The following is a 23,309-nucleotide window of genomic DNA, read 5'->3' on the forward strand; positions in this document are numbered from 1 at the left end:
CCATCAGCCCCGCGCAAGCAAGATCCCCCATTGTAACGACGATCTGCCAAAGGAGCCCACTACATGAGCCTGTATGGTGTTATGCGCACCGGCGTTTCCGGGATGAACGCGCAGTCCAACAAGCTGTCGACGGTCTCGGACAACATCGCGAACGTCAACACGGTCGGCTACAAGCGGGCTTCGACGGAATTCTCCTCGCTGATCCTGAAGAGCGGCTCAGGCAATTACGATTCCGGCGCGGTCGAGACAAATGTCCGCTACGCCATCACCGACCCCGGCAACCTCCAGTTCACGACCTCGACGACGGACCTTGCGGTCCAGGGTAACGGCTTCTTCGTCGTGCAGGACGCCAATGGCAACAACTTCCTCACGCGTGCCGGCTCGTTCGTGCCCGACAGCACCGGCAACCTCGTCAATACGGCCGGCTTCCAGCTGATGGGCTACAACATCCAGAACGGCGCTGCGCCCAATGTCGCCGCCAACGGCTTCGGCGGTCTCCAGGTCATCAACGTCAACCAGATGGCGCTGCAGGCCTCGCCCTCGACCAAGGCGACCGTGGCCGCCAATCTGGATCCGAGCGCTGCGAATGTCGCTTCACCGGCCCTTGCGGCTGGTCCAGGCAATTACACGTCGAAAACGTCGATGGTGACCTACGACAACATCGGCAACGCCGTAACGCTCGACGTCTATGCAGCGAAAACCGGCGCGAACACCTGGGACATCGAAGTCTACAACGGCGCCGGCTTGCTCACGGGCGGTCCCTCGGCCACGACCGCATTCAGCTTCGACGTCACCGCGGCCGGCAAGGGCGCGCTGGCTGCCGCGAGCCCCAAGACGCTCTCGTTCAACGTTCCTGGCGGCTCGGCCTTCACCATGGACCTTTCGGCCATGACCCAGGTCGCCTCCAGCTTCGACTTCAAGGCGACTGTCGACGGCAACGCGCCATCTGCCGTCGAGAAGGTCAACATCGACAGCAAGGGCGTGGTCACCGCGGTGCTCAAGAACGGCACTGAGCTGCCGAGCTTCCAGGTTGCGCTCGCCACTGTGCCGAGCCCGGATCACCTGACACCCGAAGTCGGCAACGTCTATTCGCCGAACTTGGACTCCGGAAACGTGCAGGTCGGCCTCGCCGGCCAGGGTGGCCTCGGAACCATCCAGTCCGGCGCTCTCGAAGACTCCAACGTCGATCTTGCGAGCGAGCTGACCGACATGATCTCGGCGCAGCGCGGCTTCACCGCGAATTCGAAATCGTTCCAGACCGGCGCCGATCTGCTCGACGTCGTCGTCAACCTGAAGCGCTGAGTCCGTCGGCGCCGATTTCCGGCAAGAGATCGTTCAAGAGCAGGCCATGTCCCTTACCTCAGCCCTCGACTCCGCCCGCAACTCGCTCATGGCGTCGGGCATCCAGTCGTCGACGATCTCGCGCAATATCGCCGGTGCCAGCTCGACCGGCTATTCGCGCAAGATCACGGTGCTGGACAATCTTCCCGGCGCCGGCGTCTATGTGGCGGCGATCCAGCGCGCCGCATCCTCGGGCCTGTACGGCAACGTCCTGACCGCGACCTCGGCGGCCGCCACGCAGAGCGCGATCTATGACGGCCTCCAGAAGATCGCCTCCGCCACGGTGGACGATCCACAGCTCGACCAGTCTCCGACGGCGCAGCTCAATGCGCTGAAGCAGGCGCTGCAGCAATACGCCAACGCGCCTGACAACACCACGCTGGCTCAGGCCGCAGTGACGTCGGCCAAGGACATGGCGAATGCGCTCAACCAGGCGACGCAGACCGTGCAGTCGGTGCGCGAGGGCGCGGATGCCGACATGAAGACGTCGGTCCAGAACATCAACCAGTTGCTCTCCCAGTTCCAGACCGTCAACACGGCGATCGTGAAGGGGACGATTGCCGGTGACGACGTAACCGACTATCTCGACCAGCGCGACAGCATCGTCTCCCAGTTGTCGCAGGAAGTCGGCGTCACGATGACGATCCGCACCAATGGCGATGCTGCCCTCTATGCCGACAGCGGCGTGGTGCTGTTCGACAAGACGGCGCGGGCGGTGACTTTCGCTCCGACCAACGCGTATTCGGCGAGCACGACGGGTAACGCGGTCTTCATCGACGGCGTGCCGGTGACCGGCGCCAACTCGGTGATGCCACTCAAGTCCGGCAAGCTCGCCGGCCTCGCCCAACTGCGCGACACCGACACGGTCACCTATCAGAGCCAGCTCGACGAGATCGCACGCGGCCTGGTCAATAGTTTCAGGGAGAGCGACCAGTCGGGAGCAGCGCTGCCCGACGTTCCCGGTCTCTTCACTTACCCTGGCGCACCGGCGATGCCCGCGAGCGCCACCGTCTCGGTGGGGCTCGCCGGCACGATCTCGGTTGCGGCGTCGGTCGATCCGACCCTGGGCGGCAACCCGAATCTGCTGCGCGACGGCGCGATCAGCGGGAATGCAGCCTATAATTACAACACGGCTGGTAACGGCGGCTTCTCGACCCGGCTGCAGCAGCTCATCGGCAACATGGACATTTCGCAGCCGTTCGATGCGACGACGCAGGGCAAGCCGAACGGCAGCCTGATCGACTACGCGTCGTCGTCGACGAGCTGGATCGAGAACGAGCGCAAGGCCGCCAACGACAACTCCCAGTACCAGAACACGCTGCTCAACCGCAGCACGACGGCGCTGTCGAACGTCAACGGCGTCAACATGGACGACGAGATGTCGCTGATGCTCCAGGTCGAGCGTACCTATTCGGCCTCCTCGAAGATCATTTCGACTGTCGACCAGATGTTGCAAGCCTTGCTAGCCGCCGCGGGGAATCCGTGATGATGAGCGCCAACTACATTTCCACCCTCGTGCTGTCCTCGTCCTTGAGGTATTCGATCACGAGCAACCAGGCTGCGCTGAGCAAGGCGTCGACGGAAGCGACCACCGGCCGCTTCGCCGATGTCGGCCTCCAGCTCGGTGCGACGACGGGCGGCGACGTCACCTTGCGGGCCGACCTGAGCTTCGCCGATCAGCTCGTCGACACCAACGGCCTCGTCGGAGGGCGCCTGGACGTAACCCAGGACCGCATCACGCAGCTCAGCTCGACCGCGACTGATTTCCTCAAGGACCTGATCGCGGCCCGGAGCACGGACGGTGGAGGGCGGATCATCCTGCCGCCGGCGTCCTCCAATCTCCAGGATCTGATCGGCGCGCTGAACGTCTCTTACAACGGTTCGTACCTGTTCTCGGGCATCAACACGCAGAACCAGCCGATCACGGCTTACCAGGCCGGCTCGGCCAGCAAGAACCAGGTCGATGCCGATTTCAATGCGGCTTTCGGCTTCACGCAATCCTCGCCTAGCGTGGCCAATATTACGCCTGCCCAGATGCAGACGTTCCTCAACGGCCCATTCGATGCCGAGTTCGCAAGCCCGGCCTGGAACACCAACTGGTCGACGGCCACCGATCAGGCTATGCAAAGCCGCATCTCGACGACGGAGATCGCCGATACGTCCGTGAGCGCCAACCAGACGGGCTTCCGCAAACTCGCCGAGGCCTACACCATGATGGCCGATCTCGGAAATGCGAACCTGAGCCAGTCGACGTTCCAGGTGGTCGTGGACAAGGCCATCGGCCTCGTCGGCAGCGCCATCACCGACCTCGCGACGCTCGGCGGCGACGTCGGCACGGTCCAGCAGCGCATCACCACCGCGACCGACAAGCTGAAGACCCAGAAGGACATTCTGAACAACCAGATCGTCGGCATGGAGCAGGTCGATCCGACCGAGGCGTCGGTACGCGTCAATGCCCTGCAGACCCAGATCCAGACGGCGCTCGCACTCACCTCACAGCTCCAGAAGATCAGCCTCATCAACTATCTCTGAGGCCGAGCAACCGTCGCGTTCGCCTTCAGTTTCCTGCAATTACCTGCGCAGAGTGTTACGGATGACTTTTGAAGCCTATGAAACGGTCGTTGAGGACAGCGGCCACGAGGCGCGAGGGCGCGAGCGCCAGGCGCTCAGCCTCGGCATCGACCGGCTGGAGCGGCTGCAGCGGGAGTGCTTCAGCATTGAGGATCAGGTCCAGAGCCTGCTCTATGTCCGGCGGCTGTGGACCATCTTCATCGAGGATCTCGCGCATCCCGAGAACGGGCTGCCCGAGCAGCTGCGCGCCGACATCATCTCGATTGGCCTGTGGGTCGTCAAGGAAGCCGATCGCCTTCGCGAGGAGCGATCGAATGACGTGATGCAGCTCGTCGAAATCAACCGTCTGATCCGAGACGCGCTTTAATGAAGATCTCCTTGCGGGCAGGCGAACGCGTCTACATCAACGGAGCGGTGCTGCGCGTCGACCGCAAAGTCTCGCTCGAGCTCGTCAACGACGTGATGTTCCTGCTGGAAGGACAGGTGATGCAGGCGGCCGATGCCACCACCGCGATGCGCCAGCTCTATTTCATCGTCCAGCTCATGCTGATGAATCCGACGGATGTCGGTGCAGCCGGCTCGCTCTACGGGCAGCACCACGCGGCTCTGCTGGCCGTATGCGAGAACCGCGAGATGCTGGACGGGCTCGCCGCCATCGACGAGATGGTCGGCGGAACCCGCTACTTCGAGGCGCTCAAGCGGATCCGGGCGCTATTCCCTCTGGAGGAGGCGATCCTGGCCGGCGCCACCACCGAATCTCCATTCAAGGCTGCCTGACAGCGGAGAGGCCAATGAACGTCCCCAGCGCGACCGATACCACAAGCACCAGCTCGACCGGCTCGACCTCGTCCAGCTCGACACCCTCAAGCAGCGGCGTCGACTACAACACCTTCCTCCAGCTCCTCATCGCCGAGATGAAGAACCAGGATCCGACCAATCCGACGGATACGTCGCAATATATGAGTCAGTTCGCCCAGCTGTCGACGGTCGAGCAGGCCATGCAAACCAACACGAAGCTGGATTCGCTGCTCTCCTCGCAGTCGCTGTCGCAGGCGGACGGGCTGATCGGAAAGAACGTCAGCTTCACCGACTCGACCGGAGCGACCTTCACCGGCAAGGTCGCGTCGATCTCGATCAACAGCAACGGCTCGGTCGCGACCCTGCAGGACGGCACCAAGGTCGCGGTCGGCCCCGGTCTCACGATCAGCAACTAGCCATGAACGAGCGGGACGCCCTCGACCTCGTTCAGGCAGCGATCTGGACCATCCTCGTTGCGTGCGGACCCGCAGTCGGCGCGGCGATGCTGGTCGGCATCGTCATCGCGCTGATCCAGGCGCTGACCCAGATCCAGGAGGCGACCCTGACCTTCGTTCCGAAGATCATCGTCATCCTGGTGGTCGTGGCCATCTCCGGCTCCTTCATCGGCGCCCATCTCTCCACCTTCACCGAGTTGGTCTATTCGCGGATCGAGCACGGCTTCTGATCCGCGGGGCCCGTCACCACCCTCGCGTAAGCTTTGCGGGGCAGATTGCAGGGCGGACCCTGCCGCCCGGTGACCCATGGCCGATACGTTAGCTGCTAGCCTGCCGAACCCGCGACGCTTCGGCGCGGACGCCTTCTTCGCTGGCGGTATCGTGACGATGCTCACGATTCTGTTCCTGCCGATTCCGCCTGTTCTGATCGATCTCGGCCTTGCCTTCTCGATCGCGCTGTCGGCGCTCATCCTCATGGTCGCGCTGTGGATTCAGCGACCGCTCGATTTCTCCGCCTTTCCAACCGTCCTCCTGATCGCGACGATCCTGCGGCTGGCGCTGAACATCGCAACGACCCGGCTGATCCTGTCGCGCGGCGGGGAGGGCGAGCAGGCCGCGGGGCACGTCGTCGCCGGTTTCTCGCAATTCGTCATGGGCGGCGATTTCGTCATCGGTCTGATCATCTTCGCCATCCTGGTCACGGTGAATTTCGTCGTGATCACCAAGGGCGCGACGCGTATTGCCGAAGTCGGCGCCCGCTTCACTTTGGACGCAATTCCCGGAAAGCAGATGGCGATCGACGCGGACCTGTCCGCGGGCCTGATCGACGACAAGGAGGCACAACGCCGGCGCCGCGAGCTCGAGGAAGAGAGCGCGTTCTTCGGTGCGATGGACGGTGCCTCGAAATTCGTCCGTGGCGATGCCATCGCCGGCCTGATCATCACGGCGATCAACATTTTCGGCGGCATCATCATCGGCGTCACCCATCATGGGTTGACGCTGTCGCGCGCCGCCGACGTCTACACCAAGCTCTCCGTCGGTGACGGTCTGGTGTCGCAAATGCCGGCGCTGATCGTGTCGCTGTCGGCGGGTCTTCTGGTGTCCAAGGGCGGCACCAGGGGCTCGGCGGAGCAGGCGGTGCTGCGGCAGCTCGGCGGCTATCCGCGTGCGGTCTCTGCGGCCTCCCTGATGATGTTCGTGCTTGCTCTGATGCCGGGGCTGCCGATGGCACCGTTCGTGCTGCTGGGCGGCGTCATGGCCTTCGTCGGCTATTCGCTGCCCAGGCGGCAGGCGGCGCGCGAGCGAAAAGAGCACGCGCGCAAGGCGGAAGAGCGGGCCCAGAACGACGTCAAGGAATCGGTCAAGGAATCGCTCAAGACCGCCGAGATCGAGCTGTCGCTCGGCAGCCATCTCTCGGTTCACCTGCTCGGCTCGCGCAACGAGCTTGCCCACCGCGTCGCCAAGATCCGCAAGAAGTTCGCCAAGCAATACGGCTTCGTCATTCCAGAGATCAAGCTGTCGGACAATCTGTCGATCGACCCGAAGGGATACCAGATCCGGATTCACGACACGCGCGTCGCCCATGGCGAGCTCCGCATCGGCGAGGTGATGGTGCTGGTGGACAAGGACGGCAAGCCCGACGTGCCCGGCGACGAGGTGATCGAGCCTGCGTTCGGCATGAAGGCGTTGTGGGTGACGGAAGCCTTCACCGAAGAGGTCAAGCGGCAGGGCTGCAAGCCGGTCGACAATCTGTCGGTGCTGCTCACGCACCTGAGCGAAGTGCTCAGGGCCAACCTCTCGCAGCTGCTGTCCTACAAGGACATGCGTGGACTGCTCGACAGGCTCGAGCCCGAGTACAAGCGCCTGGCCGACGATCTCTGCCCGTCGCAGATCTCCTATTCGGGCCTGCTGGCGATCCTGAAGATCCTGCTCGGTGAGCGGGTGTCGATCCGGAACCTGCATCTGATCCTGGAGGCGATCGCCGAAATCGCGCCGCATGTGCGGCGCTCCGAGCAGGTCGCCGAGCATGTGCGGATGCGCCTCGCCCAGCAGATCTGCGGCGACCTCGCCGACAACGGCGTGCTCAACGTCCTTCGCCTCGGCAATCGCTGGGATCTCGCCTTCCATCAGAGCCTGAAGCGGGACGCCAAGGGCGACGTCGTCGAATTCGACGCCGACCCGCGGCTGATCGAGCAGTTCGCGACCGAAGCCAGCGCCGCGGTCCGGAAGTTCACCGAGGACGGCACCAGCGTGGTGCTGGCGGTGACGCCGGAGGCGCGGCCCTATGTGCGCATGATTTTGGAAAGAGTGTTCCCGACCTTGCCGATCCTGTCGCATGTCGAGGTCGCTCGCAGTGCCGAGATCCGCGCACTCGGAGCCATTTCGTGATCATCGGCCTCACCGACAATTTGCTCGCCACGTTCATCGTGTTCTGCCGCATCGGCGCCTGCCTGATGCTGGTGCCCGGCTATTCCAGCGTGAACGTTCCGCCGCAGATCCGCTTGTTTGTCGCGCTGGTTACGACGTTTGCGCTGACGCCGATCCTGGTTTCGATCCTGAAGCCGCTTGTGGACGGCGCCTCGCCGCTGACGCTCGCGCTGCTGATCGTCACCGAACTGGTGGTCGGCAGCGTCATCGGCCTCGGCGGGCGCGTGTTCTTCCTCGCGCTCCAGACCATGCTCACCGTGATGGCGAGCGCGATCGGGCTCAGCAGTATTCCGGGCACGCCCGTTGGCGACACCGACCCAGCGCCGCCCGTGGTGCCGCTGATCATGGCCGCCGTCACCACGCTGTTCTTCCTGACCGACCAGCACTGGCAGGTGCTGCGTGGGCTGATGAACTCGTACGACGTCTGGCATCCCGGCGAGCAGCTGACCGGCGAGATGGCGCTGAACCAGTTGGTGAGCCGGCTCGCGGAGGCGTTCGTGCTGACGCTGCGGATTACCAGTCCCTTCATCGTCTATTCCGTCATCGTCAATTTCTCGGTCGGTCTCATCAACAAGCTGACGCCTGCGATACCGGTTTATTTCGTCTCGGTGCCGTTCGTCCTGTTCGGCGGCTTCCTGCTGCTTTACCTCACCAGTGACGAATTGCTGACGCAGTTCATGCTTGGCGTGTCGTCATGGCTGGCGGGATGAGGGGGCATGACCTCGCGCGCCGGCAAGCTCAGCCGTATCGTCTCGCTGATGAAGCTTCAGCTCCGGCTGTCCGAATGGCAGCTCGCGCAATTGCGCCAGCAGGAGCAGACCATGCAGGATGAGCAGGCCTGGCTGGTGGAAATGCTGAACGAAGGAAAAGCGCCAGCCGGATCGTCGAGCGAATCGATCGCGCGGCGTCTCAACAAGACCAGCGTCAGCGCACGTGCTGTGAAGGAGCGCGCTGCGATGCAGCTCGACAAGGTCCGCTCGGAGAATAGGCGGGTGAGGCGGCTCGAGGACGTCGCTAGAGCTGCGCTCGCCGACAAGCTGCGCGACGCCGAGAAGCGCTCGCTCGAGGACGTGACGGGAACACATGCCGCCGTGCGCGATTTGATGCCGCGGCCAGCCAGCCGGATCAAGACATGATTGTGACCGCGACCCCCGACCTCGTTCTCGATGTCCTCGACGCCGCCGATCCGGTCACGCAGCGCGCGGCGACGGCGAAGCTCGACGCGCTGAAATCGTCCGGCGCCAATTTCGCCGCGTCGATGGATGCCGAAGCCGGCAAGGCGGCCACCGCAGCTGCCGATCAATCCGTGGCGCAGGTTGCGGATACCGCCCAATCGGGTGTGGTGAACGGACCGCCGGTGCAGGTGATCAAGAAGCCGGGCCCTGACGAGGTCTATCGTAAGTTCGAGGCCTTCATCCTCCAGACCTTCGTCGAGACGATGCTGCCGAAGGAGTCGGAAGAAGTGTTCGGCAAGGGCACCGCGGGCGGCATCTGGAAATCGATGCTGGCTGAGCAGCTCGGCGCCCAGCTTGCGAAAGGCAAGGGGATCGGAATTGCCAAGCAGCTTGCGGCTGCGCATCCGGCAGGCCCCGACGCGTCGGGGAAGGCCGGAGGGATCGGGACACGGGTGACGAAAGGTGAGGGGTGAATTGCCATGCAGGTAGAACAAGGCGCAGCGGCTGCGGTGATTGAACAACCGGTCGCGGACATCGAGCTAACGACGGAGATCGCAGCGGGCAATGCTCCGCTGCCCGCGCTCCTGTCGGAAGTCGGCAGCGAGGTGATATCCGACGACGCCGATGCGGCAAGGCTGGAGGCGACGCGTTCCGAAGAGGTATCGGGCCTGTTGACCGCGATACGCCGGCTCGAAACCATCGTCGAGGAGGAGACCGGTGCGCTCGCGACCGGACAGAAAATCGATTTCGACGATTTCAGCGCCCGCAAGAGCCGAAGCATGCTGGAATTCGTCCGCCTGATGCGGGCAAGGATGCATCTCGGCAGCGAAAGCGAGATCACCGAGGAGATCCAGCGGCTGCGCGAGAAGCTCGAGCGAAACCGCTCCCTCCTCGAAATGCATTACGACGCCGTGCGCGAGGTCGCGAGCATCTTCGTCAGGGCGATCAAGGAGGCCGAATCCGACGGCACGTACACCGGGCGTGTAGCGCAGGATAGAACATGATCAAGCTGGTGCTGGCCGGGCTCTGGGTATGCATCCTCACCGCGGGGACGAGCTATGGCGTGGCCTATTGGAAGGAAAACGGCAGCCTGCTGCCAGCGAAGGACGAATATCTGGATGGGCTGCAATACCAGAAGACGCGGGCGCTGAGCGTGCCCATGGTCGAGGCAGGCGCCGTGCAGGGCTACATCGTTGCACGCTTCGTCTACACCGTGGAGGCGAAGACCATGCACCAGCTGACCGTTCCACCGGAGCCATTCGTCGTCGACGAGGCTTTCCGCAGGATTTACGCCGACGACAAGCTCGATTTCAGGAAGCTCGCCCGTTACGATCTCTCCGTCCTCACCGCGGCGATCAAACGGCGCGTCAACGAGCGCATGCAGGCCGACATCGTCCAGGACGTCCTGGTCGAGGATTTCAACTACGTCTCCAAGGAAGAATTCCAGCAGAAGCCGTAACGCGCAGGCCTTGCGACGCTGCGCCGGTGTGGCGGGATTTCTGCCCGCGACAACAAATCGGCCTCTGCGGGATCTTCCTGCAGAGGCCGGTGGTCGTTTGCGGGCGGCGCTTTAGTTGCCGGCCGGGTACGCTGGTGGGGCGGGATGGGCCCGGTTCAGCAGGATGCCGACCTCGTCGAGGTCCTGCATCGGCTCATCTATGCTCTCGTTGGCCGGGATGTTGAGCCGGTACCCGACATAGCGGCGGGCCACGATCGCGTCGAAGCCGAGGCGGTCGCGGAGTTTCTTGCGTAGCTTGCTGACATGGCTCTCGATCACGCTTTCGTCGAACGTGGATTCAAAGATGCCGTAGACCGCGTTGAAGATCTGCGTCTTGGTGATCCACTTGCCGTGGTTGCTGACCATATATTCGAGAATGCGCAGTTCGCGGCGGGGCAGCGTCAGGGCGTGGCCCGCGATCTCGGGGTCACGTCCGTTGAAGAAGACCTGAATCCTGGTCTCGCAGGGCCTCGGCAACTCACCCACTCGGCGGCGCGCGATTGCGGCCGTTCGGGCGAGGATCTCACGCAGATGGATCGGCACGTGGACGACGTCGTCCACGCCGGATTCGAACAGCTCCAACGTGTTCTTGAGCATCTTCTGGCCGCTCATGGCGATGATCGGCGCCGTAGACCGTTTGCGCATCGCCCTTGGCAGGCTTCCGCGGGCATCGCAGTCCCCCAGAAGGAAGGCATCGACGGCTGCCAGGTCCGATTCATTCGCGGATTGAAGCCAGTCCCAGAATTCTCCCGAGGAGAAGCCGATCGACGATACGCCTTCGCGTACGAGGCCTCCTACGTAGCTGTTCGTGACGCTCTCGCGATCATCAACGATAATGTACATCAGTCAGTCGCCCCTGTTTCGCACTTGCTGTGGCCGGGAGGTTTGTTGTGATGCCCCGGCTCGCCAGCCATGCTGTTTGACGATATTCCCTCCCGCGAACCGTTATTGTGGTCTCGATATTCGCGGGCAGCCCTACGCATTCAGTGCCCACGCGTGTGCGGGCCTGCTACTTCGACTCGATACTGAACGCTTACTGCGTGAAGCCCGGCGGGTGTCTTACGGATCACCTTGCGGGGCGGATTGAGACAGCGACCTGGTCCAGTTGCGTCACGTTGCTCATCGCGTTCGAACACTACTGCACTCAGTCGATCTCCTCGCCAACGGGCAAGAATCACTTGATACAGACCGTAACAATTGCCGATTTCCGATCAAGCGTGCGGAACAAAGCGTTTGCTACGTGTGCTTGATACTGTTGGTTTGTTTCCGGTTGTTTCTTGGTGTGTCAAAGCGCAGCAGTTGATTTGAAATCCGAACCAGTTTCGCACTGTGACGGTTATTAAGTTCCATATGCCCGTGCAATTACAGCCATTTTGGGTAGTGGCGCTGAGCCGTTGCAGTGCTTGGTTTTCAACTCCGGATTGACTCTCCTGGCCGTGCACCCGCATGCGACAATTCGACTCACGTATGGCGGCAAGACTCCAGCTTGGCGAAATCTTGGCGAGTGTGTGTCTTTCGAGTCGCACTTTTTTCTCGCGCACGATGCGTTGCATTCGTGTGCATCATGCATGACGAACTATTTTCGATACGCACGTCTCAGGCAAGCTTCGTCAGCTACCTTCGTTCGACAGATCGACACGAACGGAGCATTTTCAAATGTTGTCCGATGGAAAAGCGCGTCCCGCAGAAGCCGCGGATTCGAGCGCTACGGCGAAGCCTGCTCCGGAAACACGCGATACCAAGCTTAACAACAATACGCGCGCGGCCAGGCCCGCGGCAGGCGCCAGGCCTGCACCCGTGTCGAGCGACGAAACCGCAGCGAAAGAAGCGCTCGAGGGATTGAAGCGCATTCGTGCCAAGGCGCGCCTCGACAAGATGGCGATACCGAAGCCCGCGCCGGTCGTGATCAAGCCGGCGGTGATCGTGGCCAAGCCGCTACCACCGCGTCCGACCTGGGTCGCTCCGCTCGCGACATTGGCGGTTGCCGCCATTCTGGTGGTTTGCGCATGTACCGGCGTCATCGCATATCTCACCACGCAGCCGGGCCAGAATAATGTCGCGGCCAATGCGGAGATCAGGAATCTGCGCGATACGGTCGCCCAGTTGCGCAAGCAATTGTCCGGCGTATCAGAGAACCTCGACGGCCTGCGCACCGCGGTCGATCAGTCCAGCAAGGCAACCAGCGATCGCTTCGGCCGGTTTGCCGAGAATCTGGATCGTATCGAGCGGGTCAGCTCATCTTCCACGGCGAAGCTCGACAGGCTCGCCCAGGCTCAGATCCAGGCACCGGTGCAAGTCGCCGCGCAGCCGTCGCCGGCGATGCCGGTGATGGCGTCGGTCGCCGCGCCGGAGACCACGGGCTCGGTGGCTCCGGTCGAGCGCAGCTCGGCACCGCGAAAGGTGATCAAGGGCTGGTCGGTCCGCCAGGCCTATGAGGGCATCGCGATCCTCCAGGGTCCGAACGGTGTCGTCGAGGCCGTGCTCGGGCAGCAGGTGCCGAATCTCGGCCGGATCGAGGAGATCAGGAACGAGAACGGCCGTCTCGTCGTCGAAACCAGCGGCGGCGGTGTCGTCTATTCGGCGCGCAAGTAAGCGGCGGAGCTTCTATTGTCGGTGATGCTCGAAGCTGGTGCATAGCAGCTCGATCTCGGCCTCGGCGATCGGCGCGCGAAACAGCCGGCAGGTGAATTCGACCGTCGACTTGCTCTCCGAAGCGGTGCGATCCTCCCGCAGGAAGATGCATCGTTTGCAGACGTCGGTGTGGTGCCGCTGTTCGGCGGCATCCGCCTGATCGAGCACGTGTCGCAAGGTATCGCGAAAGCGGACCTTGCTGTCGTCATCAAGAATGGCGAAGGCGTCGACTAGGCCGTTGACCGGATCGCGCGCCAGAAACTTCTTGCCTTGCTGCGTCACGCTCAGCATGACCGAGCGCTTGTCCTTGGAGGAGCGTGCTCGCTCCACATAACCGAGGCGCTCGAGCTCGCCGATGATGAACGATGCGGTACCGCGCGTCGTACCGACATAGCTCGCCAGCGCCGAAGGCGTCCGCGAGAACCGGTTGGCACGGGAAAGGAAACGCAACGCCATCCACTCGCGATCACGCATGCCATGCTTGGTGCCTTCGAACCATAGGATCCGCGCTACCTGTCCCAACAATTCAATTGCTTCGCGAGCCAAATTCATTTCGATGCCAGATCAGATAAAGCTTTATTCAATTGTGCGTTCGGGTGCGCAATCGCTGCGGGGCGAAATGAGCGTTGCTTCGCGCGGAACGAAAAGACATGCCGCGCTTGGAAGACGCTTCTCCGTTCTGGAGATGGAACATTCGGGAGTGGAACTAGAGCGTCACAAAGAAAGTTCGAGTAAACTGCAAGGCTCAACTGATCCGAAAATTTCAGTCAAATGGTGCGAGCCCGCTGTCTTCAGGCGACATCGTGTGTCTCTGCGGCCACGATCGTGCCCGATTTTTGCGCCGAAACGTTTCGAATTGGGAGAAGCTGCACACAGGGCGCAACACATGACGGCGCGGCGAGGGGCGGGAGAACCCCCTTTTTCGGTTAATGGATGTTGCGCCGCAACTCCGCTACGCGGTTAAATCAGGCACACAATCGTACCGGGAAATTCACGAGTGTCGTCGGGAAACGAGCAAATCGAGCCATTCAGCGTCAGACGTGCGGCGCTGGCTGCCACTGTCGGCAACATGCTCGAGTTTTATGACTTCATCACCTACAGCTTCTTCGCGATCCAGATCGGCCACGCCTTTTTCCCGAGCGGCAGCGAGTATGGCAGCCTGATGCTGTCCCTGGCGACCTTCGGCGCAGGCTTCTTGACGCGGCCGATCGGCGGCATCGTGCTTGGGATCTATTCCGACCGGATCGGCCGCCGGCCGGCCATGCTGCTGAGCTTCGCGCTGATGGGGGCGGCGATCCTGACCATCACGTTCACGCCGTCGTACAATACGATCGGGCTTGCAGCGCCGATCATCGTGATCGCGGCCCGCTTGGTGCAAGGCTTTGCGCTCGGTGGCGAGGTCGGGCCGACCACCGCCTATCTGATCGAGATCGCGTCGCCCGAGCGTCGGGCGCTGGTGGTGGCATGGCAGCCGGCGAGCCAGGAGATTGCGGCGACGGCAGGCGCCCTGGTCGGCGTCATCCTCAGCAAGACGATGGCGCCGGAGATGCTTGACCTCTATGGCTGGCGGGTGGCATTTCTGATCGGCGCGGTCTGCCTGCCGTTCGGTGTCTGGATGCGCCGTACCTTGCCGGAGACCATCCCGCAGGCTGAAGCCGGCGTTACGGCGAAGGAAAGCACGGGCCATCTCTCGCTAGCCCGCCGCCACATCGGCCTGATCGTGCTGGCGTTGATGGTTCTGGCCAGCGGCACGATCTCGACCTACGTCACGCAATACATGACGACCTATGCGCAGAACACGCTGCATGTCTCGTCGACGCTTGCGTTCGCGGTTTCGCTCGTCAGCAACGGCATTCAATTCGTGGGCGCGCTCGTCGGCGGCTGGCTTGCCGATCGTCTCGGCCGTAAGCCGGTGATGATCTGGCCGCAGCTCGTAACGCTGCTGCTGACCTATCCGGTTTTCCTGTGGATCGTCCATGCACCCGGCACGTCGTCGCTGCTGGTTGGCTTCGGCCTGCTCTCCGTCATCGGCTCGCTGCCGTTCACGGCCTTCTATGCGACCTTCACCGAGGCGCTGCCCCAGAGCATCCGCGGCGGCGTATTCGCCACCGTCTACGCGGTCGCGATCGCAAGCTTCGGCGGCACGGCGCAACTCGTGGTCACCTGGCTGCTCCATGTCACCGGCGATCCGCTGGCGCCTTCCTGGTACCTGCTGCTCGCGGGGGTTGTCGGGCTTGTCGCGATGAGCCTGATGCCGGAGACCGCCCCGGCCAGGACTGGCAAAGCCTGAGCGTGGCGAATGCTCGCACGCTGGTGATTTGCGTTTCTCAGGTAGTTATTGGCGAATGCGTCGCCTGAGGGATCAGGGCCAGGCATCAGGAAGGATCAACCAAATGAGCATTGAAACCACTATGACGGCCGACGTCGTCGGCTTGACGAAAGTCGCCCCGGTCTCGCGTCGCGGATTCATGAGCGCAACCGCGGCTGTCGCCGCCGGTTATACGCTTGCGGCGGGTCCCGTCCGTGCCGAGGTCATCACGACGGACACCAATGGCCTTCAGGCCGGCGATGCCAAGATCAAGGTCGGCTCCGAGGAGATGCCGGCCTATTTCGCCCGGCCCGCCGGCAACACCAAGGCGCCGGTGATCATCGTCGCGATGGAGATTTTTGGGCTGCACGAATACATCAAGGATGTGACGCGGCGCCTCGCCAAGCTCGGTGCCTTCGCGGTTGCGCCCGACTATTACTTCCGCAAGGGCACGGACCTCACCAAGATCACCGACATCAAGGACTTGCTGCCGATCGTCAACGCCAAGCCGGACGCCGAGCTGCTGTCCGATCTCGATGCGACTGCGGCCTGGGCGGGATCGCAAGGCGGCGACACCGCCAGACTCGGCATCATCGGCTTCTGCCGCGGTGGCCGTACGGTCTGGGAATATGCCGCCCATAACGGCGCGCTGAAGGCTGGCGTTGCCTTTTACGGTCCGCCGGTCGATGCGCCCAATCCGCTCTGGCCGAAGAGCCCGCTGCAACTCGCGCCCGAGATGAAGGCGCCGGTGCTCGGCCTCTATGGCGGTGCCGACACAGGCATTCCCGTAGCTCAGGTCGAGCAGCTCAAGGCAGCGCTCGCGGAGAACAAGAAGACGGCCGAGTTCAAGATCTATCCGGAAGCGCCGCATGGCTTCCATGCCGACTACCGCAGCAGCTACCGCAAGGAGGCGGCAGAGGATGCCTGGAAGCAGGCGCAGGCCTGGTTCAAGAAGTATGGCGTGCTGAGCTGACGCCGATTTTGAAGAGGGCGGCCGGCTGGACGCCCTCTTACTTTCGCGGGGGCAGTATCGTCTTGTCGTCACGCCACAGTGCATCGAGGCCGTGCCGATAAGTCGGATAGGTCAGCGTGACGCCGAGCTCGAGCTTCAGTTTCGCATTGGAGACGCGGGCGCTGCTGGCATAGAAGCTTCGTGCCATTGCCGACATCTCGGCCGTCGCGAACGCCTCTTCGGCCGGTGGCGCAACGCCCATCAGCCCTGCGGCATAGGTGATCACATCCTGCGGCGGTGCGGGCTCGTCGTCGCAGACGTTCCAGGTGCCGCCGCTCTTGCGGTTGATCGCGGCCATGATGGCGCTCGCGATGTCGTCGACATGGATGCGGTTGAAGACCTGGCCGGGCTTGATGATGCGCCGCGCGGTGCCGTTCTGCAGCGTCACCAGCGCGTTGCGGCCGGGGCCGTAGATGCCGGCAAGCCGCAGGATCGCGACATCGCCGTGCGCCGTCTCCGTCCAGGCCTGCTCCGCCGCGACGCGCATGCGGGCGCGATCGAGGGAAGACTGCGGCGGCGTGCTCTCGTCGACCCATCCGCCGGTGTGATCGCCGTAGACGCCGATGGTGGAGAGATAGACGACCTTGCGCCGCCCCGCCGCCAGCACATCGCCGAGCACTGCAAGGGCGGGATCGCCGGTGCTGGCGGGCGGGATTGAGACGAGCAGGATATCGGCCTCGCGGATGCGGTCGACCGTCGCGTCGGCCGGGCGGCCGCCGGCAAAGCCATGCAGCTCGATGCCGGCGAGGTCGTCTCTCGTGTTGGGATCGCGGACCGTGCCGGCGACATGCGAGAAGCTGCCGGCGAACTTGCGGGCGAAGTGCCGGGCGCTATAGCCGAGGCCGAGGATAAAGAGCCGCATGCGTTTCCCGTGCTAGGTCCGAGTTCCGTTCGCGCGACGCCGCGCACCTCCGCTCATAAGAGATTTTTGGGTCCGGCAAAAGATATTGCAATTTTACGCGACCGCCGGTGCAGGCGATGCTCACCCGCCACAGGAGGCGTCTACCATGCAGGCGGAAGCGAGCGCTGCAGAACTGATCCGGAACGCGGCCGCGCTGATCTTCGATGTCGACGGGACGCTCGCCGAGACCGAGGAGCTGCACCGGCGCGCCTTCAACCACGCCTTCGCCCGTCACGGTCTCGACTGGCACTGGGACCGGGCCGTCTACGGCGATCTGCTGCGGGTGACCGGCGGCAAGGAGCGCATCCGTGCGTTCCACACCAGCCAACAGATCGCGCCTGCCTTGTCGGACGCTGACATCGCCGAGCTCCACAGCGCCAAGACCGCGCATTATGCCGAGCTGATCGAAACCGGCTGCTGCCCCTTGCGGCCCGGCGTGGCGGAGCTGCTGACGGCCGCAAAGGCGCGCGGGCAGCGGCTGGCGATTGCGACGACGACATCGCACGGCAATATCGATGCGCTGCTGTCGCGGGCGCTGGGGCCGCGCTGGGCCCTTGATTTCGAGGCGATCGTTGCCGGCGATGATGTCAGGCACAAGAAGCCGGCGCCGGATGTCCATCTCGCGATCCTGGCACGGCTGAAGCTGGCGCCTTCGGATTGCGTCGCGATCGAGGATTCCGCCAACGGGCTGCTGTCGGCCTCACGAGCCTACATTCCCGTGCTCATCACGCGGAGCATGTATTTCCGGGGTGATGATTTCGGCACGGCGCGGTTCGTGCTGGACGAGCTGTCGGAAATCGCCGCCGAACCGAAAACCTCAAAACAACCCCATGCACAGTACATCACGCCAACGTGACGGTCGCCGTCAGTGCACCCGGTGGCTCGCTCTATCGTCCTCAGCCTGCTCGACAATCTGCGCGATCGGGCTCGATTGGTGATGCACCATGCGCCAGTCGTCACCGACGCGGCGAAAATGATTGGCGGCGGCCAGCGCGGTTCCGTCGACGATCTCGATACAGAGCACGCGGGCGCTGTCGCCGTCGACGATCGCCTGTGGCTCGGCGCAGACGATCTGCGGACGCTCAGGATTTTGCAGGATGTCGCGCCAGCTTCCGATCACGGTGGCGTGGCCGACGATCGCAGGCCAGCCGGGATGAATGCAGGAAATGGCATCGTCATCCGCCCACATCCGCTTCATGCCGTCAAAATCGCCCGTCGAAAAGGCGGCGTAGAAAGCCGCGTTCGCGGCGATGACCTTGTTGTCCTTTGCCATATCTCTCGGGTGGGGCAATGGAACGCAAAAATCAAGCGCGACTTCAGTCCGACTTTGAACGCGGTGCAGCATTGCTGCCCACTTTCTGGTCACGCCGAAACCTGCGTTTCCACCGCGCGCCGCGCACCTTCCGCGTAGAGCCGCCCGAGCGCTGCAGTCACGGCCTCGCGCAACCGCGGCTCGGCGCCGAGCGGCCCGAACACTTTCGTGACGCCCAGCAATGCGGGCGCAAGCCGTTCCGCAACGGGACCCGCCTCGCGCGCCAGCGCCGCCAGCTCGGCGGCGAGGGGATCGCGCACATCGATGGTGCGGCCCTGCTCGTCAAACGCGGTCACGTAGCGCATCCAGCCGGCCACCGCGAGCGCATGCGTCGCGATCGGCAGGTTCCTGGCGAGCCGATCCTGCATCGCCCCGAGCAGGCGCTGCGGCAGCTTCTGCGAACCGTCCATCGCGATCTGCCAGGTGCGGTGATGCAACGCCGGATTGGCAAAACGCTTGAGCAGGGAGGCGCGATAGGCGGAAAGATCGGTGCCTTCAGGCATCGTCAGCGTCACCGCGGCCTCTTCCATCACCTGTGCGGCGAGGCGCGCGAAATGCGGATCCTGCATGGTGTCGGCGATGGTCTCGTAGCCGGCGAGGAAGCCGAGATAGGCGAGCGCCGAATGGCTGGCATTGAGCAACCGCAGCTTCATCAGCTCGAACGGCTTGACGTCGCTCACAAGCTCGACACCGGCCGCGGCGAGATCGGGCCTTCCTGCGGCAAAGCGATCCTCGACCACCCATTGCGTGAAGGGCTCGGTCATCACGGGCCATGCGTCCCGCATCCTGAGCGCTGCAGCCACCGCATCACGATCAGCACGGGTCGTTTCAGGCACGATGCGGTCGACCATCGTGCAAGGGAAGGTGGCCGTGTCAGCGATCCACTGACTGAGCTCCTTTGAGCGGAGCGCGGCGAATTGCGTCACGATCCGCTGCACGGTGTGGCCGTTGGCGGCGAGATTGTCGCAGCACAGCACCGTGAAGGGCGCAATCCCCAGCGCGCGCCGTCGTGCCAGCGCCGCCACGATGAAGCCCGGCGCCGAGCGCGGCGCGTCGAGACTGTCGAGGTCGTGCACGACATCGGGATGGCGTTCGTCGAGATCGCCTGACTGCGGCGTGTGGCAATAGCCCTTTTCGGTCACCGTGAGCGAGACGATGCGAATGGCCGGATCGGCCATCCGTTCGACCAGCGCAGCCGGCTTCTCGCGCGCGACGACGCTGTCCAGCAGCGCGCCGACGACGCGATGCTGGGTGCCCTCGGCGGCGCGCACGGCGACCGTGTAGAGATGATCCTGCGGAGCAAGGGCATCGCGTGTGTCGGGGCTGCGCAGGCTTGCGCCGACGATGCCCCATGCATTGTCGCCTCCGGCAAGGCAATCGTCGATGACGACGGCCTGATGGGCGCGATGAAACGCGCCGAGACCGAGGTGCACGATGCCTGGTGTGATCAGGGAGCGGTCATAGGCCGGGCGGCGGATGGCCGATGGCATCCTGTCGAGATTGGCGTGGCCAAGCCGCATGTCGTTTCCCCGATGTTTGGCCGCTGCTTGACATGGCGGCCGTAGCAGGTCAATTGGTAAGGCCAATTATCCAAAAATGGCGGGGTCGACGGGGCAGCAAGCCTCCCCCCGAGACCCTTCTGGGAGGCCGGCGTGCCGCTGGAAGCTGTGGAGGCGAGACGGCTTTACCGCCAGGTCGCCGATCAATTGCGAAGCCTGATCGACAGCGGCGAGTACGCGGTCGGCAGCCGCTTGCCGACCGAGCGCGAGCTCGCCGAGCAGCTCAGGATCTCGCGGCCGACGGTGCGCGAAGCCCTGATTGCCCTTGAAGTGGAGGGACGCGTCCGCATCCGCGTCGGCTCCGGCATCTATGTGACCGAGCCTGCCGACGCCGCGCCGGTGTCCTCGGCCGTCCTCGAAGGGCCGTTCGAGCTGCTGCGCGCCCGCGAATTCCTCGAAAGCGCCATCGCCGAGCAGGCCGCCCGCGTCGCGACCAGCGACGATGTCGCCCGCATCGACGCGGCCCTTGTCGCAATGGCAAACGTCGAGCATCCCAGCGAAGCCTCGATGGTTCATGACCGCGCCTTCCACATCGCGATCGCCGGATGCCTCGGCAACGCCGTTTTGGTGCGCGTGGTCGGCGAGCTGTTCGACCAGCGCCTCAATCCCTATTTCACGCAGCTTGCGCATTATTTCGAAAACCCCGGCACCTGGCTGGCGGCGCTGAGCGAGCATCGCGCCGTGCGCGACGCCATCGCGGCGCGCCGGCCAATGTCGGCTCACGACGCCATGCGCGATCATCTCGCGCATTCGCAGGAGCGCTTTGCGCAGAGCTTTGGCGCCGAGCCATCAGCAGGGGCGCCGGCGCCGCGGAAGCGGGCCGCGCGATCCGGAAGCGAACCGGCGAAGCCGAAACGACCAGATGGCGTGCAGGCCAAAAGCGGCAGCGCGCGGCGGCGATGAGATTGGACGGCTCGTCTCGTTTTCGGGACGGGTGAACGAAGCTGCAGACACCATGGGATTTGACCGATGACCTCGACCGCTCTCGCCGCAACCCTGTTCGGACCCGAAGATCTGCGGATGATCGAGCATCCGCTCGAGAAGCTTAGCCAGGGCATGGTGCGCATCCGCTTCGGCGCCGGCGGCATCTGCGGTTCGGACATGCATTACTTCCGCCATGCTCGGACCGGCGATTTCGTGGTGACGTCGCCGCTGGTGCTCGGTCATGAGATCTCGGGCGAGGTCGTGGAGATCGCAGGCATGCCTGCGAACCTGAAGGTCGGTGACCGCGTTGCCGTCAATCCGTCGCGCTGGTGCGGCCATTGCACGGCTTGCCGCGAAGGCCGGCAGAACCTCTGCGAGAACATCTATTTCATGGGTTCGGCCTCGAAGACGCCGCACATGCAGGGCGGCTTTGCCAGATATTTCGACGCGGTCCCGGCGCAGTGCGTGAAAATCCCCGACCACGTCTCCTATCAGGCCGCAGCGCTCGCCGAGCCGCTCGCCGTTTGCCTGCACGCCGTCGCGCGGGCCGGCAACATCCGGGGCAAACGCGGCATCATCTTTGGGGCCGGTCCGATCGGGCTTCTCACCATGCTCGCCGCCCGCCGCGCCGGCATGACCGACGTCACGGTGGCCGACATCGCGCCGGCGCCGCTCGCCTTCGCGACCAGGCTCGGTGCGTCCCATGTCGAGAACGTCTCCGGCGGCGAAGAGGGCCTGAAGGCGCAGGCTGCGTCGCGTCCGTATGACGTCGCCTTCGAAGTCTCGGGCACCGCAGCCGGCCTTGCCAGCGCGATCGGCATCGTCAGGCGCGGTGGCGTCGTGGTGCAGATCGGCAATCTGCCTGGTGGCCAGATCCCGACGCCGTCGAATGCGGTGATGGCCAAGGAAATCGATTTGCGCGGCTCGTTCCGCTTCGGGCTCGAGTTCATGACCGCGGTGGAACTGATCGGCACGGGCAGCGTCGACGTGCTGGCGCTGGTCACCGCCGAGCGGCCGTTGTCGACTGCGCCCGACGCGCTACGGCTGGCGCTCGACCGCTCGCAGAGCGTCAAGGTGGTGCTGACCGCGAACTGAGTCTTGTTTGACGCGTTTTCTTCACGCGAACCGGTGACCACTTCGCTCGAAAACGCCATGGGAGTGAGCCGATGATGTTAGAAGGATGGCGCTGGTACGGGCCCAACGATCCCGTGTCGCTGGACGACGTCAGGCAGGCTGGCGCAAGCGATATCGTCTCGGCACTGCATCAGGTGCCGATCGGGGAGGCCTGGACGCGCAAGGCCGTCGAGGAGCGCAAGAATTTCATCGAGAACGGCCAGCCCGGCCGTGCGCAATTGACCTGGTCGGTGGTGGAATCGATTCCGATTCCTGATGACGTCAAGCGGGTCGGCGGCAAAGCGACCAAATCCATCGACGCCTGGATCGCGAGCCTGGAGGCCGTGGCCGCCTCCGGCATCAAGATCATCTGCTACAATTTCATGCCTGTGGTCGACTGGTGCCGCACCGACCTGGAGTGGGAGCTGCCGAACGGCGCCCGCGCCCTGCGCTTCGATCAGGACCGGTTTGCGGCGTTCGAGCTGCATATCCTGCAGCGCCCGGCAGCGCTGCAGGACTATTCGCAGGACGCGCAGGCACGCGCAAAAGCGCTGTTCGACAAGATGAGCCAGGCCGACATCGACTATCTCATCATGGTCATTGCCAGCGCGCTGCCCGGCTCGACCACCGAACCGCTGACCATCCCGCAATTCCGCGACAAGCTGGATGCCTATCGCGACATCACGCCAAAAATCCTGCGGCAGCATCTCGTCGAATTCCTGGCCCGCGTCGCGCCGGTCGCCGAGCAACTCGGCGTCTTGCTGACGCTGCACCCGGACGATCCACCGCGGCCGCTGTTCGGCCTGCCGCGCATCGCCTCGAGCGCAGAGGACTATCAGGCGTTGTTCGACGCCGTGCCGTCCAAGGCCAACGGCATCTGCCTGTGCACGGGTTCGCTCGGCGTGCGCGCCGAGAACAATCTGCCTGAGATGGCCGAACGCTTCGGCCCGCGGATCGCCTTTGCCCATCTGCGTGCGACCCGGCGCGAGCCGGACGGGCTGTCGTTCCATGAATCCGATCATCTCGACGGCGACGTCGATATGATTGCGGTGCTGAAGGCCCTCCTGAAGGAGAACGCGCGGCGTTCGCCCGACCAGCAGATCGTATTCCGCCCCGACCACGGCCACCGCATGCTGGACGATCTCGCCGCCACCAAGCGCACCAATCCCGGCTACACCGCAATCGGCCGCCTGCGGGGACTAGCCGAACTGCGCGGCGCGATCAGGGCGATTGAGCATCAGTGAGCACGAAGCGCGCGGCTCTTCGCCTCTCCCCGCGTGCGCC

General features: G+C 63.9%; 25 protein-coding genes. 20 read left to right on the forward strand and 5 right to left on the reverse strand.

All coding sequences use genetic code 11. The features are described 5' to 3' along the window. The first annotated feature begins 63 nt into the window (after window positions 1-63). From XH91_RS07895 to XH91_RS07955, 13 genes are all read left to right on the forward strand, one after another. Window positions 64-1,302 (forward strand): flagellar hook protein FlgE, encoded by a 1,239-nt coding sequence (locus XH91_RS07895; protein WP_128950056.1) that lies wholly within the window; start codon window positions 64-66, stop codon window positions 1,300-1,302. Between the two features lie 46 nt (window positions 1,303-1,348). Next, a complete protein-coding gene (flgK, locus tag XH91_RS07900; protein ID WP_128950057.1) occupies window positions 1,349-2,827 on the forward strand; it encodes a flagellar hook-associated protein FlgK in 1,479 nt (492 codons plus the stop codon). After that, on the forward strand, window positions 2,827-3,873 hold the full coding sequence (locus tag XH91_RS07905; protein WP_128950058.1) for a flagellar hook-associated family protein: 1,047 nt from the start codon (window positions 2,827-2,829) through the stop codon (window positions 3,871-3,873). Before flgK ends, XH91_RS07905 begins: the two co-directional genes overlap by 1 nt. Before the next feature lie 61 nt (window positions 3,874-3,934). Beyond that, window positions 3,935-4,279 (forward strand): flagellar biosynthesis regulator FlaF, encoded by a 345-nt coding sequence (flaF, locus tag XH91_RS07910; protein WP_128950059.1) that lies wholly within the window; start codon window positions 3,935-3,937, stop codon window positions 4,277-4,279. Next, on the forward strand, window positions 4,279-4,689 hold the full coding sequence (gene flbT, locus XH91_RS07915) for a flagellar biosynthesis repressor FlbT (RefSeq protein ID WP_128950060.1): 411 nt from the start codon (window positions 4,279-4,281) through the stop codon (window positions 4,687-4,689). Before flaF ends, flbT begins: the two co-directional genes overlap by 1 nt. Window positions 4,690-4,703: 14 nt before the next feature. Then, window positions 4,704-5,126 (forward strand): flagellar hook assembly protein FlgD, encoded by a 423-nt coding sequence (gene flgD, locus XH91_RS07920; RefSeq protein WP_128950061.1) that lies wholly within the window; start codon window positions 4,704-4,706, stop codon window positions 5,124-5,126. 2 nt (window positions 5,127-5,128) lie between these two features. Further along, complete coding sequence (fliQ, locus tag XH91_RS07925; protein ID WP_128950062.1) at window positions 5,129-5,395, forward strand: flagellar biosynthesis protein FliQ; 267 nt, start codon at window positions 5,129-5,131, stop codon at window positions 5,393-5,395. A gap of 76 nt (window positions 5,396-5,471) precedes the next feature. Continuing rightward, window positions 5,472-7,553: a flagellar biosynthesis protein FlhA gene (gene flhA / locus XH91_RS07930; RefSeq protein WP_128950063.1), complete on the forward strand. Its 2,082-nt coding sequence runs from the start codon at window positions 5,472-5,474 to the stop codon at window positions 7,551-7,553. Further along, complete coding sequence (fliR, locus tag XH91_RS07935) at window positions 7,550-8,302, forward strand: flagellar biosynthesis protein FliR (protein WP_128950064.1); 753 nt, start codon at window positions 7,550-7,552, stop codon at window positions 8,300-8,302. Before flhA ends, fliR begins: the two co-directional genes overlap by 4 nt. Window positions 8,303-8,308: 6 nt before the next feature. Continuing rightward, a complete protein-coding gene (locus XH91_RS07940; protein ID WP_128950065.1) occupies window positions 8,309-8,728 on the forward strand; it encodes a hypothetical protein in 420 nt (139 codons plus the stop codon). Beyond that, window positions 8,725-9,240, forward strand: coding sequence for a rod-binding protein (locus XH91_RS07945; RefSeq protein WP_128950066.1), 516 nt, complete (start codon window positions 8,725-8,727; stop codon window positions 9,238-9,240). Before XH91_RS07940 ends, XH91_RS07945 begins: the two co-directional genes overlap by 4 nt. 6 nt (window positions 9,241-9,246) lie before the next feature. Next, entirely contained in the window at window positions 9,247-9,771 is a 525-nt protein-coding gene (locus XH91_RS07950) for a flagellar biosynthesis protein FlgN (RefSeq protein ID WP_128950067.1), read from the forward strand. Beyond that, a complete protein-coding gene (locus XH91_RS07955; protein WP_128950068.1) occupies window positions 9,768-10,226 on the forward strand; it encodes a hypothetical protein in 459 nt (152 codons plus the stop codon). The genes XH91_RS07950 and XH91_RS07955 overlap by 4 nt, the downstream gene beginning before the upstream one ends. 111 nt (window positions 10,227-10,337) lie before the next feature. On the opposite strand, the gene XH91_RS07960 is transcribed toward XH91_RS07955, so the two are convergent. Further along, window positions 10,338-11,108 carry a response regulator transcription factor gene (locus tag XH91_RS07960; protein ID WP_128950069.1) on the reverse strand — a complete coding sequence of 257 codons (771 nt, stop codon included), beginning with the start codon at window positions 11,106-11,108 and terminating at the stop codon, window positions 10,338-10,340. Between the two features lie 813 nt (window positions 11,109-11,921). Here XH91_RS07960 and XH91_RS07970 point away from each other — a divergent pair. After that, window positions 11,922-12,857 (forward strand): hypothetical protein, encoded by a 936-nt coding sequence (locus tag XH91_RS07970; RefSeq protein ID WP_128950070.1) that lies wholly within the window; start codon window positions 11,922-11,924, stop codon window positions 12,855-12,857. Between the two features lie 12 nt (window positions 12,858-12,869). Here XH91_RS07970 and XH91_RS07975 read toward each other — a convergent pair whose 3' ends face one another. Next, window positions 12,870-13,448, reverse strand: coding sequence for a MarR family winged helix-turn-helix transcriptional regulator (locus tag XH91_RS07975; protein WP_128950071.1), 579 nt, complete (start codon window positions 13,446-13,448; stop codon window positions 12,870-12,872). A 517-nt stretch (window positions 13,449-13,965) separates the two neighbouring features. Between XH91_RS07975 and XH91_RS07980 the strand changes: the two genes are divergently transcribed. Both XH91_RS07980 and XH91_RS07985 read left to right on the forward strand, forming a co-directional pair. Next, entirely contained in the window at window positions 13,966-15,186 is a 1,221-nt protein-coding gene (locus tag XH91_RS07980; protein WP_245477345.1) for an MFS transporter, read from the forward strand. A gap of 103 nt (window positions 15,187-15,289) precedes the next feature. Further along, window positions 15,290-16,177 carry a dienelactone hydrolase family protein gene (locus tag XH91_RS07985; RefSeq protein WP_128950072.1) on the forward strand — a complete coding sequence of 296 codons (888 nt, stop codon included), beginning with the start codon at window positions 15,290-15,292 and terminating at the stop codon, window positions 16,175-16,177. Between the two features lie 37 nt (window positions 16,178-16,214). On the opposite strand, the gene XH91_RS07990 is transcribed toward XH91_RS07985, so the two are convergent. Then, window positions 16,215-17,078 carry an SDR family oxidoreductase gene (locus XH91_RS07990; protein ID WP_128950073.1) on the reverse strand — a complete coding sequence of 288 codons (864 nt, stop codon included), beginning with the start codon at window positions 17,076-17,078 and terminating at the stop codon, window positions 16,215-16,217. 145 nt (window positions 17,079-17,223) lie between these two features. On the opposite strand from XH91_RS07990, the gene XH91_RS07995 reads away from it, so the two are divergent. Beyond that, window positions 17,224-17,973, forward strand: coding sequence for an HAD family hydrolase (locus tag XH91_RS07995; RefSeq protein WP_128950074.1), 750 nt, complete (start codon window positions 17,224-17,226; stop codon window positions 17,971-17,973). Window positions 17,974-17,982: 9 nt separating this feature from the next. Here the strand turns inward: XH91_RS07995 and XH91_RS08000 are convergent, their stop codons facing one another. Both XH91_RS08000 and XH91_RS08005 read right to left on the reverse strand, forming a co-directional pair. After that, on the reverse strand, window positions 17,983-18,390 hold the full coding sequence (locus XH91_RS08000) for a nuclear transport factor 2 family protein (RefSeq protein ID WP_128950075.1): 408 nt from the start codon (window positions 18,388-18,390) through the stop codon (window positions 17,983-17,985). 89 nt (window positions 18,391-18,479) lie between these two features. Further along, window positions 18,480-19,949, reverse strand: coding sequence for a mannitol dehydrogenase family protein (locus tag XH91_RS08005; protein ID WP_128950076.1), 1,470 nt, complete (start codon window positions 19,947-19,949; stop codon window positions 18,480-18,482). A 132-nt stretch (window positions 19,950-20,081) separates the two neighbouring features. On the opposite strand from XH91_RS08005, the gene XH91_RS08010 reads away from it, so the two are divergent. The 3 genes from XH91_RS08010 (at window position 20,082) to uxuA (ending at window position 23,269) form a co-directional block, all read left to right on the forward strand. Further along, window positions 20,082-20,891: a FadR/GntR family transcriptional regulator gene (locus XH91_RS08010; RefSeq protein ID WP_128950077.1), complete on the forward strand. Its 810-nt coding sequence runs from the start codon at window positions 20,082-20,084 to the stop codon at window positions 20,889-20,891. 66 nt (window positions 20,892-20,957) lie between these two features. Beyond that, entirely contained in the window at window positions 20,958-22,007 is a 1,050-nt protein-coding gene (locus XH91_RS08015; protein ID WP_128950078.1) for an L-idonate 5-dehydrogenase, read from the forward strand. Between the two features lie 74 nt (window positions 22,008-22,081). Beyond that, entirely contained in the window at window positions 22,082-23,269 is a 1,188-nt protein-coding gene (gene uxuA / locus XH91_RS08020) for a mannonate dehydratase (protein ID WP_206733552.1), read from the forward strand. Window positions 23,270-23,309: the final 40 nt, after the last annotated feature.

Origin of the sequence: Bradyrhizobium guangzhouense, from assembly GCF_004114955.1 — a bacterium.
Classification (GTDB): domain Bacteria; phylum Pseudomonadota; class Alphaproteobacteria; order Rhizobiales; family Xanthobacteraceae; genus Bradyrhizobium; species Bradyrhizobium guangzhouense.